12 protein-coding genes are annotated in these 12,427 nt (G+C 39.3%); 10 read left to right on the forward strand and 2 right to left on the reverse strand.

Annotated elements, in window-relative coordinates:
• The first annotated feature begins 39 nt into the window (after positions 1 to 39).
• The 4 genes from AAH582_RS11030 (at position 40) to AAH582_RS11045 (ending at position 5,117) form a co-directional block, all read left to right on the forward strand.
• Positions 40 to 939 (forward strand): hypothetical protein, encoded by a 900-nt coding sequence (locus AAH582_RS11030; protein WP_343322166.1) that lies wholly within the window; start codon positions 40 to 42, stop codon positions 937 to 939.
• Complete coding sequence (locus AAH582_RS11035) at positions 926 to 1,852, forward strand: alpha/beta hydrolase (protein WP_343322167.1); 927 nt, start codon at positions 926 to 928, stop codon at positions 1,850 to 1,852. The genes AAH582_RS11030 and AAH582_RS11035 overlap by 14 nt, the downstream gene beginning before the upstream one ends.
• Positions 1,853 to 1,988: 136 nt before the next feature.
• The gene (locus tag AAH582_RS11040; protein ID WP_343322168.1) at positions 1,989 to 4,313 is read left to right on the forward strand and encodes a TonB-dependent receptor; all 2,325 of its coding nucleotides are present in this window, start codon (positions 1,989 to 1,991) and stop codon (positions 4,311 to 4,313) included.
• 6 nt (positions 4,314 to 4,319) lie between these two features.
• A complete protein-coding gene (locus tag AAH582_RS11045) occupies positions 4,320 to 5,117 on the forward strand; it encodes a DUF4249 family protein (protein WP_343322169.1) in 798 nt (265 codons plus the stop codon).
• On the opposite strand, the gene AAH582_RS11050 is transcribed toward AAH582_RS11045, so the two are convergent.
• A complete protein-coding gene (locus AAH582_RS11050; protein WP_430459039.1) occupies positions 5,114 to 5,665 on the reverse strand; it encodes a polysaccharide deacetylase family protein in 552 nt (183 codons plus the stop codon). The two genes, AAH582_RS11045 and AAH582_RS11050, sit on opposite strands and share 4 nt — an antisense overlap.
• 114 nt (positions 5,666 to 5,779) lie before the next feature.
• Here AAH582_RS11050 and AAH582_RS11055 point away from each other — a divergent pair, with 114 nt between their 5' ends.
• From AAH582_RS11055 to ispE, 5 genes are all read left to right on the forward strand, one after another.
• Entirely contained in the window at positions 5,780 to 7,159 is a 1,380-nt protein-coding gene (locus tag AAH582_RS11055; protein ID WP_343322171.1) for a TolC family protein, read from the forward strand.
• Between the two features lie 22 nt (positions 7,160 to 7,181).
• Positions 7,182 to 8,486: an efflux RND transporter periplasmic adaptor subunit gene (locus AAH582_RS11060; RefSeq protein ID WP_046676244.1), complete on the forward strand. Its 1,305-nt coding sequence runs from the start codon at positions 7,182 to 7,184 to the stop codon at positions 8,484 to 8,486.
• Positions 8,487 to 8,592: 106 nt separating this feature from the next.
• Positions 8,593 to 9,555 carry a helix-hairpin-helix domain-containing protein gene (locus AAH582_RS11065; protein WP_343322172.1) on the forward strand — a complete coding sequence of 321 codons (963 nt, stop codon included), beginning with the start codon at positions 8,593 to 8,595 and terminating at the stop codon, positions 9,553 to 9,555.
• A complete protein-coding gene (locus AAH582_RS11070; RefSeq protein WP_046676245.1) occupies positions 9,542 to 10,069 on the forward strand; it encodes an adenine phosphoribosyltransferase in 528 nt (175 codons plus the stop codon). The genes AAH582_RS11065 and AAH582_RS11070 overlap by 14 nt, the downstream gene beginning before the upstream one ends.
• Positions 10,070 to 10,099: 30 nt before the next feature.
• Entirely contained in the window at positions 10,100 to 10,915 is an 816-nt protein-coding gene (gene ispE / locus AAH582_RS11075; protein ID WP_343322173.1) for a 4-(cytidine 5'-diphospho)-2-C-methyl-D-erythritol kinase, read from the forward strand.
• Between the two features lie 74 nt (positions 10,916 to 10,989).
• On the opposite strand, the gene AAH582_RS11080 is transcribed toward ispE, so the two are convergent.
• Positions 10,990 to 11,835: an ATP cone domain-containing protein gene (locus AAH582_RS11080; protein WP_046676247.1), complete on the reverse strand. Its 846-nt coding sequence runs from the start codon at positions 11,833 to 11,835 to the stop codon at positions 10,990 to 10,992.
• 135 nt (positions 11,836 to 11,970) lie between these two features.
• Here AAH582_RS11080 and AAH582_RS11085 point away from each other — a divergent pair, with 135 nt between their 5' ends.
• Positions 11,971 to 12,267: a YgaP family membrane protein gene (locus tag AAH582_RS11085; protein WP_046676248.1), complete on the forward strand. Its 297-nt coding sequence runs from the start codon at positions 11,971 to 11,973 to the stop codon at positions 12,265 to 12,267.
• Positions 12,268 to 12,427 lie beyond the last annotated feature (160 nt).

Below are 12,427 nucleotides of genomic sequence, written 5' to 3' on the forward strand. Positions count from 1 at the left end.
AATTGGAATGTAAATATCAATAAAAACGTATCTTTAAACATGAATATTGCACGATTGAATCTGTGCCTGCTGTTTACATTTTCTCTGTTAAGTTTGCAGGTGTACAGCCAAAATAGGAAGGATTATTTTAAAACGCAAATTGCTCTTGGGGAACTGACTGATCCACAATTGAAGGAAGTGTCGGGTATTACACCGGCATATCAGGAGGGTAATTTTTGGGTACACAATGATAGTGGTGACGGTGCAACTATTTATTTAATTGATCGTCAGGCCAAACTACTGAAAAAATTTTCACTTGAAGGGGTCTCTGTCGTCGACTGTGAGGATATCGATCGGGTGAAAATTGGAGATACCTATTTTCTCGTCCTCGCGGACATCGGAAACAACGCCGGGAAAAGAACCTGGACATGCCTGTATGTATTTCCTGAGCCTCAGGCCGATGATCCTGGGCTTATTTCGAAGAAGTCCATTCGGGCTATCTTTCTTAAATTTCCTGGCCAGCAACGGTTAGATGCCGAATCGATTATGATTGATCCAATTGACAACATGTTGTATGTTATATCTAAACGTGAATTTCGATCGACTGTTTATAGTGCCGCTGTATTTACAACTGTTAAACAGCAATATTTTACCTTAAATAGGATAGCAGAGCTGCCATTTACTTTTGCTACGGCTTCTGCTATAGATCAGACAGGTACACAACTGCTTGTAAAGAATATTACTCATATTTTCTATTGGCAGAGAAACCGAAGTGAGTCCTGGAAGCAGGTATTGCAACGAAAGCCAGCTATTCTGCCTTATCAGGTAGAGCCGCAGGGGGAAGCAATAGCTTTCGATAGCAATGGGACTGGATTTTATACAATTAGCGAGCGTCCATTTGGTTTAAAATCCTATCTTTATTTCTTTGAAAGAAATCAATACATTTATGATAAACACTAGACCTATTTTCAGTTATTCGATGCATAATTTTCATCAAACCGATCCTATCAAAAGCGGCCTATTTTGTTTGGCCGGTATTAGACAGCTGTTAATTGCATTCACTTTATTTTTATGCACCCTCACGAACTCCTATGCTGCCAAAGTGGATACCCTGTCCATTCAGAGCCCGTCTATGGGTAAAGCAATTAAGACAGTCGTAATTCTTCCGCAAAATTACTCGAGCAAAATCAATTATCCCGTCCTTTACCTATTGCATGGATATTCTGGTAATTATAGCAATTGGGTTAAAAATTCAAGTGTAAGCGCATTGGCAGATCAGTATGGTTATATGGTGGTTTGTCCCGATGGCGGTTTTGGAAGCTGGTATTGGGACATCGCGAACGATAAAAACTACCAATATGAAACTTTTGTATCCAAAGAGCTGATCGATTATGTAGATCAGCATTATTCAACGATCAAAGATCGGAGCGGAAGGGCTATTACGGGTTTAAGTATGGGTGGGCATGGCGCGCTCTCGCTGGCCATAAAACATCAGGATAGCTATGGCGCTGCAGGAAGTACAGCCGGTGGGGTAGATTTTAGACCTTTCCCCCTAAATTGGGAAATTAAAGATCGCATAGGGAATTATGCTGATGTACCGCAAGAATGGGACGATCGTGTTGTTATGAATATGGTTCCCAAATTAATCAATAATAGACTTCGCTTAATCATCGATTGCGGTAAGGAAGATTTTTTCTACACGGTGAACGTTGCGCTGCATGATAAATTGATGTACCATAATATAAATCATACCTTTGTTACAAGTGAAGGTGGGCACAATTGGGAGTACTGGTCTCGGTCAATTGTTTATCAAATGGCTTTTTTTAAGGGATATTTTGATCAAACGAAGAAAAGTGAAAAGAAAAATGGATAAATATTTGGCATAAATGAATAAAATGCTATTTTTGTTAAACAGAGACCTTAACTAACAAATTATAAACTTATTATTAAGCCTTACAAATTGTAAGGCTTTTTTATTATTTTCAGCAAAATTTTGACTTCACTTGATTATGTTTAAACCTATAAAGGTTGTTTTTTGTCTTTCTTCCATTTTGTTCTGCGCGCAGCAAGCGTATAGTCAACAGTCTAAATCTATTTCGGGGTTTGTTAGGGACAGTATCAGCGGTGAGAATATTATTGGTGCCGTGATACGAAACGATGCGGAGAAAAAATCCACTGCGTCAAATAAATATGGTTTTTTTAGCTTGTCTGTCCGTGATGGCAGCAAAGGGATAGAAGTATCGTCGGTAGGCTATCGAACAAAAGGATTTTCTGTCCATTTGGATAAGGACTCCACTTATATTATTCAGTTGGTACCTGAGGAAAATCAGCTCGCCGAGGTGACGGTGACCGGAAATAGGCGCAAATCAATAAAGGATCTAACGCCTGGGCTTACGCAGTTTAGCCCCAAAGAAATCGAAAAAGTCCCTGTACTATTTGGAGAAAAGGATATTCTCAAGACCATACAGCTATTTCCAGGAGTAACCAGTGGTGGGGAAGGAAGCAGCAATTTTTATGTGCGTGGTGGTGGTGGCGACCAAAACCTGATTTTGCTGGATGAGGCTCCTGTCTATAACAGTTCCCATCTGTTCGGTTTTTTCTCGACCTTTAATTCCGATGCGATCAAAGACGTGAATTTCTACAAGGGTGGGGTTCCGGCTCAATATGGGGGTAAAATTTCGTCGGTTATGGAAATAACCACCTTAGATGGAAACAATCAGCATTTCAACGTAGAAGGTGGCTTGGGACTTATCGCCTCGCGTCTTAAATTGGAAGGACCTATTCAAAAAGGCAAGAGCTCATTTATGATCTCCGGCAGACGTACCTATGCCGATCTTTTCTTAAAGCTTTCAAGTGATGAGAATATTAAGAAGAGTGCGCTCTTTTTTTATGACCTCAATGCAAAGTTAAATTATCGTATCAATGATAAGAATACACTTTACTTGTCTGGATATTTCGGTAAGGATGCAATGGCTTATCATGATCTGTTTGATTTCAATTGGGGAAATGCGACTGGAACCATGCGTTGGAACCATGTCTGGAGCAATAGGTTGTTTAGCAATACAACGTTAATTTTTAGTAAATTCAATTATCAGGTTAAGATTGAGGATGATAATAACTTTAAGATCCGCTCAGATATCTTTAATTACAATTTTAAACAAGATTTTCAGTACAATCTTTCGGACCGTCACAATCTAAAATTTGGATTGCAGGCAGCCCTGCAGGAAATCCGACCGGCAAGTATCGAAGCGGGGGAAGATTCGAAGGTGAATTCATTGCAAATTCAACATCGTAAGGGTGCTGATGTTGCTGCATATCTAACCGATGACTGGTCTGTTACCGACCGTTTAAAATTAAACTTTGGACTGAGAGCATCCGCTTACGCAGCATTGGGACCGGGAACATTTTATACTTTCGATCCTGCTGGCGAGGCCGTGGATTCTACCTATGTAGGAAATGGCAAGTTGGGTAAAAAGTACGTCTATCTGGAGCCTCGCGTTTCCTTAAACTACGCGATCAATGATTTGACAACGGTAAAGGCTTCGTTTAATACCAATGTTCAGTATTTGCATCAACTGAGTAATACGACCAGCAGTCTTCCTACCGATCAATATGTATTGAGCAATAATACAATTAAGCCGCAGTTATCCAATCAGTATTCGCTGGGCTACTTTCGAAATTTTGCATCTAATAGGTACGAATTTTCAGTCGAAGGTTATTATCGGGACTTAAAGAACCAGATTGATTATAGGAATGGTGCCGATCTACAGGCAAATGAATTACTGGAAGGGGAATTGCTGTTTGGGAAAGGTAGGGCATACGGAATTGAATGGTTTCTAAAAAAGAGACTTGGGCGATTTAGCGGCTGGTTGAGTTATACTTTGTCCAAAAGTGAGCGGCAATTTGAACAAATCAATGATGGTGCGTGGTTTAGTGCACGGCAGGACAAAACCCATAATATAGCCATCGTAGCGCAGTATCAGTTAAATCCGAAGTGGAATTTGAGCGCCAATTTTGTCTACTATACAGGAGATGCTGTAACGATGCCCGCGGGGAAATATTTTGTTGACGATCGTACGATCTTCTATTACGATAAAAGAAATGGGCAGCGGATGCCTGCTTATCACCGCCTGGATTTGGCAGCAACTTATGATATTAAACGCACCAAGAATAGCTACTCGAGCTTGTCGTTTGGTCTCTATAATGCCTATAACCGAAAAAATGCGTATTTGATAGACTTTAGAGAAAAAGAAGGACAATCCAATGTCACCGAGATTTATCGGATAGCATTATTTGGGGCGATACCATCGATTACGTGGAATTTTAAATTTTAGCAAAGAATGAAGAAGATATTAGGAGTTATAGCTGTTGCATTATTTACTTTAGGGAGCTGCGAAGACAAAATAGATTTGGAACTGCCCGAAAATACAGGTCAATTGGTTATCACCGCAGATTTGATGGTTTCGGATCAACAGCATGAGATTAGTATACAGCAGGTTGTAAGTATTAAAGACTCGCTGTTTTCTCCGATAACAGATGCAGAGGTGATCGTTAAGAATATGCAAAATAATCGCACTTATACGTTTCAAGCGGGGGCTGACGGGCTGTATACCAATAAGACATTACGCTTACAGGAGAAGGCCACTTATCAGTTACAGGTAAAGACCGCTGATGGGAGGGAGATTCAAGGGGTATCAAAGGTTCCCAGCTATGTGGATGTGGATTCTATAGGACTTTCGCAGCGCATTATTTTTACTGATACCATTTACTATCCAACTCTCGTATTTGTTGACCCCCCGGAAAAAGGTAATTATTATAAGTATAAGATGTCGGTGAATGGAGGTAAATTACGTTTTATTGATGTCTTTAACGATAAGTATAACAATGGCTTAGAGGTGCAGCATGATATTGTCGACCGCGATAGAGATTTGAAAGTTGGTGACCGCGTGCGTATTCTTCGTCAATGTATCGATGTGGGGGCCTACAATTATTGGAATAGTTTTCAAATGATTAACCCAGGTTCGGCTTCGCCATCTAATCCGATTTCAAATTTAAGTAACAATGCATTGGGGTATTTCAGTGTCAGTGTAGGTAAATATTATGAATCTGAGGTGACGTTTGCTAGAAGTAAACCTTAATCTATTCTCGAAAGCTGATAGTGATTTTTTAATAGAAACTCTATTGTTTTAGGGAGAACATATTCGACACGGGGAATGGCTTTGATATTATCATGAAAAATAATAACAGAGCCATTTTTAATGTTAGGCAAAACGTTTTCGAGGCATTTCTGTGGACTTAAATTCGGATCAAAATCACCCGACATAATATCCCACATGATCACACGGTATTTTTTATAGAGTTGACGGAGTTGGGATTTTGTTGCTCGGGCATAAGGCGGGCGAAAAAGGTCGGTTTGGGTCAGTTCCTGGCATTTTGCAACATTTGCCAAATACTGCTCATCATTTGTCTCCCAGCCTTTAAGGTGATTGTAAGTATGGTTGCCCACCTGATGTCCTTCCGCTAAAATTCGTTGAAACAAATGTGGATTTTTTTTAATATTTTCACCAACACAAAAAAATGTTGCCTTCACCTGATATTTTTTTAGGATATCGAGTATAAAAGGTGTAATTTCAGGAATTGGACCATCGTCAAAAGTAAGATAGACTTTTTTTTCATGACGTGGCATGTTCCATATTGATTTGGGATATAGCCATCTAAGGAAAAATGGAGATTTGACAAAATACATAACCGATAAATGAAGTTCAAATCTAAAAAAAAATGTATGGTTCTACATATGGACATGAAAAGATTTTATTATTCTGCAGTAGTATTTACTGGGTTATTTCTTGGAACTAATGTTTTGGTTCAAGCCCAACAGGTTGTGGGGGTGGCCGAGGCCATTCGTATGACATTGGAACGGAACGTACAGATAAAGCAAGCGGCCCTGAACAAAGATCTTGCTGAGCAGGACCTGTTTCAGGCAAAAAGTAATTTGTTGCCAAACCTCAGTGCTACTGTGGATCAAAGTTTCCGTTATGGTTTTGGTTTCGATTTAACTTCTGGACGAATCGTTAATAACACTTGGACAAAAGGAACCAGTGGCTCCGTGGGATCTAGTGTCAACTTATTTCAGGGTTTTCAGCAGGTCAATCAGATCAAAGCGAATAAATTGCAACTGGAGTCCACAGCGACTCAGGTAGATAAGATCAAGAATGATCTCGTGCTCAATGTGTTGGTGAATTATTTGGAAGCAATTACCAATCATGAGATGATGGTTGCCAGTGAAGATCAGATTGCTTTATCAAAGCAACAATTTTCTTTAGACTCCATCCAATTTGCAGTTGGTAATAAAACAATTGCCGATCTTGCCAAATCAAAAAATCAGGTTGCCACAAATGAGCTGAATAAAGTTAATCTAAAAAATTCATACGAAATGTCTTTGTTAACCTTGAAGCAGTTGATGGAAATGCCTCCTGAAACCGTTATTTCTTTGGAACGCCCGAGTCTGGAAGCCATATTGGTTCATGCAGTGGATAAGAATGCCGTGGATGTTTACGAAAAAGCGCTCACCTTACAGCCCGATATTCACAAATCTGCATTGGATAAAGAGGTGGCATTGAAACAAATCGATATCGCGAAGGGAGGCTATTATCCCACGCTTAATCTGAATGTGAGCTATGGAACGAATTACTCCTCCGCAACGACAAGACAAACCGATCCCTTAGATCCTACAACTCTTTTTAGAGTGCCGTTTGGCCAACAAATCTCCGATAATAAGTCCTTTTTTACCGGTTTATCACTGGCCATTCCAATTTTTTCGAGAAATCAGAATAAAGTGAATGTGGCGAAGGCAAAGATTGGTTTGAAACAGGCGGAAGCATCCGAGCAGTTGGCAAAAAATAACTTAAACAAGGCCGTTAATCAGGCTGTATTGGATGTGAATGCGGCCAAACAACGCTATAGCTCGGCTACTGTAGCATTTGAAAGTGCTGAAACAGCATTTAAGGCAACAAAGGAGCGTTATGATATTGGTATGGCGAATTCACTGGAATTGTTTACAGCTCAAACAGAACGAAATAAGGCCGAATTTGACCTTATTCAAGCAAAATATAACGTAATATTCAGATCGAAGATCATCGATTATTACCTTGGAAATCCAATTCAATTCGATAACAATTAATCTATTTGAACTAACAAAAGAAATGGCAAAGAAAAAACGTAGCATTGGAAAAATTATACTGATCATCGTAGTGCTCTTGGTGGTCCTTGGCTTCATAGGTTTTAAAGCTGGCTGGTTTGGAAAGGGAGAGATTACTAAAGTCGCTGTGGATGTCGTAAAGGAGACTGATGTCGATGAATTAGTTTCTGCAAGTGGGAAGATTCAGCCTGAGGTGGAGGTTAAGTTGAGTTCGGAGGTATCTGGAGAGGTTGTTGAGCTTAACATTAAAGAAGGTGATTTTGTTAAAAAAGGACAGGTACTCTGTCGCATCAAACCAGATATTTTGCAGTCGGGTTATGATCGTTCGGTTGCGGCAATGAATTCACAGCGGGCCAATCTCGCAGCTGCACAACAGCAATTAAAACAACAAGAAGAAAACTTCAAAAATGTTGCAGCTACCTATAAACGGAATCAGGAGCTTTTCGAAAAACGTGTTATTTCTGCTTCAGAAATGGATAAAAGTTCTGCCGAATATTTTGCTGCACAGGCTTCTATCCAAGCACAAAGGGAAACGGTACGTTCGACAAAATATGGCATTGACCAATCACAAGCGTCAGTAAAAGAAGCACAGGATAATTTGAATCGGACGACAATCTACGCACCCTCAGATGGTATCATCTCGCTCTTGTCTATCGAAAAAGGAGAGCGTGTTGTTGGAACGGCTCAGATGGCGGGTACAGAAATTATGCGTATAGCCAACATGAGCTCGATGGAGGTTAATGTCGATGTAAATGAAAATGATATCAACAATGTAAGGGTAGGGAATCAAGCTGAGATCGAAGTCGATGCTTTTAAGGATAGGAAGTTTAAAGGTGTTGTGACGGAAATTGCTAGCTCGTCTAAAAATATAGCAACAACAACGACGACGACATCATCGACAGATCAGGTTACAAATTTTAATGTAAAAGTTCGAATCAGTGCAGAATCGTATCAGGACTTGATGAAAGAGAATGTGGCATCGCCATTTAAGCCGGGACTTTCAGCAACCGTTCAGATATTTACAAAACATGATAAAGGACTGGTTGTTCCGATTCAATCGGTAACTGTGCGTTCTGATGATAAAGATTCTACCAATACAAATAAGAAAGTAGATGAGTATGTATTTGTCCTAAAAGATAAAACTGTTAAGCAAGTGTTGGTAAAGACCGGTATTCAGGATGATAAAAATATCATCGTTACCTCAGGGCTGAAAAAAGGAGATGAAGTGGTCTCACGGCCATTTGATGCTATTTCAAAAACTTTAAAGGATGGTAGCCAAGTTGAAAAAGTGGATAAGTCGAAATTATAAATCTCTTTGTAGATAATAATTAATAAAAAGGGAATTGTTTTTAATAATTCCCTTTTTATTTTCCTTATAATTTATTAAATTTAGATATTCCAACTATTAGCGGCTTATGAAGAGGCTATTGGCTTATTTTAAATTTAATAAAACAGAACAAAATGGGTTTTTCATTATTTTGGTAATCATTGTGCTGTTTGTGACGATCTATGCTTTGATTAAAAGCAATACGCGCGATCCAATTCCCAATCAGGCCAAATTATTTGAACAATCCTTTCATGACTCTCTTGAGGTCTCTGGTTCGGTAAACAAACAGGAGGTCGAGGCAACCTATTCGACTAAAGACAAAAGCGCGGGGGCAATATCTGAACATTCGGTTTTGGAAGAGACCAAACTATTCTATTTTGATCCAAACAATTTACCACACGCTGATTGGCATAAGTTGGGGCTTTCTGATAAACAAATTACGGTCGTGAAAAACTATGAAAAAAAAGGTGGAAGGTTTAGAGTAAAAACCGATCTGAAGAAAATTTACTCGATCAATGGCCGACTTTACAACAGATTAGAGCCCTACATTCAAATCAAAACAATGCCTGATTCAGCGCGAACAAAACAACAAAATAAAGCGCCTTTGCTTTACGATAAGTTTGAAAGAAATAAAGCCGAGCTTATCGATATTAATACCTGTGATACGACAGCATTAATCAGTCTTAAAGGGATAGGTTCGGTTCTATCCAAACGCATTTTGAAATATAAAGAGGTTCTTGGTGGGTTCTACCGCATAGAACAATTAAAGGAGGTTTATGGAGTTACAGCCGAGACCTATGACCAGATTAAAGACTATATTGTTGTAGCCAATTTAGATGGAATCAAAAAAATCAATATTAATAAGCTTGATGCAAATTCATTGGCCAAACATCCGTATCTTAGCCCTAAAGATGCGAAACTAATCGTCAATTATAGGGATCAGCATGGAAGTTATGTCAATATTGAGGACTTGACAAAAATAGGAACACTTTCAGATCTTGCGATTGCGAAGATTGCGCCTTATTTAATATTTGAGAATGATTCAAGATAAATTGAAACTGGAAATCCGGGATATTGTGGATTTTCCTAAACCTGGTATTGTCTTTAAAGATATTACCCCTTTGTTGAAAGATGCGGCATTGTGTAGCGAAATGGTTGATGCGATTATTGATCAATTGCAAGGCATAGAGATAGATGCTATTGCTGGAATTGAGAGTCGGGGTTTTCTATTTGGATTTTTACTTGCCAATAGGCTGGGCTTGCCTTTTATTCCAATCCGAAAACAAGGTAAATTGCCTTTTAAAACCGTATCTGAATCCTATGCACTGGAATACGGCCAGGCAACCATTGAAATCCATGAAGATGCTTTTGAAAAAGGAAGCCGTATATTGGTTCACGACGACCTTTTAGCGACAGGGGGTACCGTCGTTGCCGCCAGTAAACTTATTGAACGACTTGGTGGGGAAATTGTCGCCTACAGTTTTATTATCTCTTTGGATTTCCTTAAAGCGAAAGGGCGGTTATCTAGGTTCAGTGATAATATCTTTTCATTGGTAAGTTATTAATTTTGAAATATACGATTTAGAGCAATTCACATGATACTTTTTGCAAACGCTAAACTAAATATTGGGCTGCAAGTCATTGCCAAGCGTACGGATGGTTATCATGAACTGAATAGCGTTTTCTATCCACTTCCGATTTACGATATTATCGAATTATTGGAAACGACTGCTGCGGAGACAACACTAAACACTCAAGGGGAACGTATCCCAGGGAATCTCCATGATAACCTTTGTATAAGAGCTTTTGAATTGTTGAAAAAAGATTATGGAATTCCACCCGTTTCCATTGATTTGATCAAACAAATTCCGATTGGAGCAGGATTAGGCGGCGGTTCTGCGGACGCGTCTTTTGTTTTGAAAGGACTCAATACGCTCTTTCAATTGAATCTTACTGAAGAGCAGCTGGCGGGATACGCCGAAAAGCTAGGTGCCGATTGTCCTTTTTTTATCGCAAATAATCCTGTTTTTGCAACAGGTATTGGGACAGATTTTAAAGACTTAGATCTAAATCTGGATGGCTACCATCTTGTGGTAATTATGCCTAATATTCATATTTCTACGGCTGAAGCTTTTGCTGCTGTGCAACCTAAGGTACCCGAAGTTAGTTTGGAAGAAGCGATTCGTTTACCTATCCAAGAGTGGAAATTTCATATTCGAAATGATTTTGAGGATGGTATTTTCGAAAGTTACCCCTTGTTGAAAGAAATCAAAGAAACTTTATACCAAAAAGGAGCAATTTACGCATCTATGTCGGGGTCCGGAGCAGCCATTTATGGTATATTTTGGGAAAAGACGGATTTAAGCGAACTTGCGAAATATGGCAAGATCTATCATCCGACCAAGCTTTAGAAGTAATATCGACTACTGAAAAAGGTGTTATGTATAGCTGTCCAAACAGGTATACATAACACCTTTTTTTATAATTAATACTCTTCTTCCACCTGATAGTTGATGAGTTCGCGAGCCTCGTTTAAGACCTTTTCTTTCCGTTCTTTTGTTAAGTTTAGGAGATCCAATTTTTCGGGATTACTCACGATATCTTTTACCAAAATAAGTTGATTTTTGAGCAGTTGCTGTTCCTCAAGGTCGGAAAGAGTTGTGAGACAAGTGACCGGATAGAAAACAGCTTTGTCTACTCTCTTTTTGATGCTATTTTCTTTTGGATAATCCCAAGAAAGCAAGTTGATATGATAGTATTTGGCAAAATCAATCGAATCGGAGGTGAAGTATGCGTTGGTAATCAGCCAGCCTTCTTGAAACTGCAGCTGTTTTCCAAAAAACTGATAATTGATATTGCTGATATCTTTGAATCTTGAAAGATAATACATGGGCGTCGTTACGGATATTTTTGCGTCAATATCGTTTCGAAATTTGCATTCGGCGGTGATCAGTTTACCGTCCTTATAGGCTACAACATCCAATTCATGGGAAACGGCATGTCCCTGTACGGTCTGTCCGGTGGTGCTTTCATATCCGATGGATCGCAGAAGGTGGGCAATGTATTTTTCGAAGTAGAAACCTTCGGGGCCAAGTTCACGCAGGGCTTTCTTAAGGCTGTAGCGAGCGGCGTAAGAATTTCGTACTGTTTTTAACGTATCAAAGGCCAGCTGATAGAGTTCTCTTGTTGAAATCCCATCATATATTTCGTTGAGTACCTTATCGTAGACCTGATTGACCTGGTCAGCATTGGCACCGGAACGAGAAAGCGAATGGCGTAGCGATTCACCATTAAAGGGTACCAATTCACCAGAATATTTTTTGATTTGCATGTAATTCTAATTTGTTAAATACGAATATAAGAGATGTCGTCGGAGAAACAACATAAAAAACTATTATTCTATTCCTAAACTTTTTTAGGACACCATTTGTTTATAACATGTACGATAAATAAAATAGAGATAATTATGAGTAACCTACTAAACTTTGCATTTGATAAGATAAAAACAAAGATCGAAGACGATTGTATCGAAGAAAATATTGGCACCTCTGAGCGTGTTCTGTCGGTGATTGCCGGCGGATTCATATTGGGCTTGGGTGTTAAAAAACTGTTTAAGTCACCACTTACTGGATTGTCTGGACTAACCCTTGGTGGAGCCTTGATCTATCGTGGCGTAACCGGCCATTGTGATGTTAAGAAAGTATTGGAAGATAAGGATATCAAAAAAGTAGAGGTGATTGAGCATCGCTATTTTGTTAAATAGCAAGCCTTGTATCCCTAGCTTAATGTAAAAGTGTTTTTAGTAGAGGCTTCTACAGGTCTGCCTGACAACAATGCGGTATTTACTTCGCCCTGTGAGTGAGGTTCGACCACGGTGAGAGCACGGTGACTATACAATAAAAAGGTGGACTCAACGTGGACTC

It is taken from the genome of Sphingobacterium multivorum (assembly GCF_039511225.1).
Lineage (GTDB): Bacteria > Bacteroidota > Bacteroidia > Sphingobacteriales > Sphingobacteriaceae > Sphingobacterium.

Coding starts and splice junctions, on each gene's coding strand:
- AAH582_RS11030 (WP_343322166.1), top strand. CDS start 40: ATGAATATTGCACGATTGAATCTGTGCCTGCTGTTTACATTTTCTCTG.
- AAH582_RS11035 (WP_343322167.1), top strand. CDS start 926: ATGATAAACACTAGACCTATTTTCAGTTATTCGATGCATAATTTTCAT.
- AAH582_RS11040 (WP_343322168.1), top strand. CDS start 1,989: ATGTTTAAACCTATAAAGGTTGTTTTTTGTCTTTCTTCCATTTTGTTC.
- AAH582_RS11045 (WP_343322169.1), top strand. CDS start 4,320: ATGAAGAAGATATTAGGAGTTATAGCTGTTGCATTATTTACTTTAGGG.
- AAH582_RS11050 (WP_430459039.1), bottom strand. CDS start 5,665: ATGCCACGTCATGAAAAAAAAGTCTATCTTACTTTTGACGATGGTCCA.
- AAH582_RS11055 (WP_343322171.1), top strand. CDS start 5,780: ATGAAAAGATTTTATTATTCTGCAGTAGTATTTACTGGGTTATTTCTT.
- AAH582_RS11060 (WP_046676244.1), top strand. CDS start 7,182: ATGGCAAAGAAAAAACGTAGCATTGGAAAAATTATACTGATCATCGTA.
- AAH582_RS11065 (WP_343322172.1), top strand. CDS start 8,593: ATGAAGAGGCTATTGGCTTATTTTAAATTTAATAAAACAGAACAAAAT.
- AAH582_RS11070 (WP_046676245.1), top strand. CDS start 9,542: ATGATTCAAGATAAATTGAAACTGGAAATCCGGGATATTGTGGATTTT.
- ispE (WP_343322173.1), top strand. CDS start 10,100: ATGATACTTTTTGCAAACGCTAAACTAAATATTGGGCTGCAAGTCATT.
- AAH582_RS11080 (WP_046676247.1), bottom strand. CDS start 11,835: ATGCAAATCAAAAAATATTCTGGTGAATTGGTACCCTTTAATGGTGAA.
- AAH582_RS11085 (WP_046676248.1), top strand. CDS start 11,971: ATGAGTAACCTACTAAACTTTGCATTTGATAAGATAAAAACAAAGATC.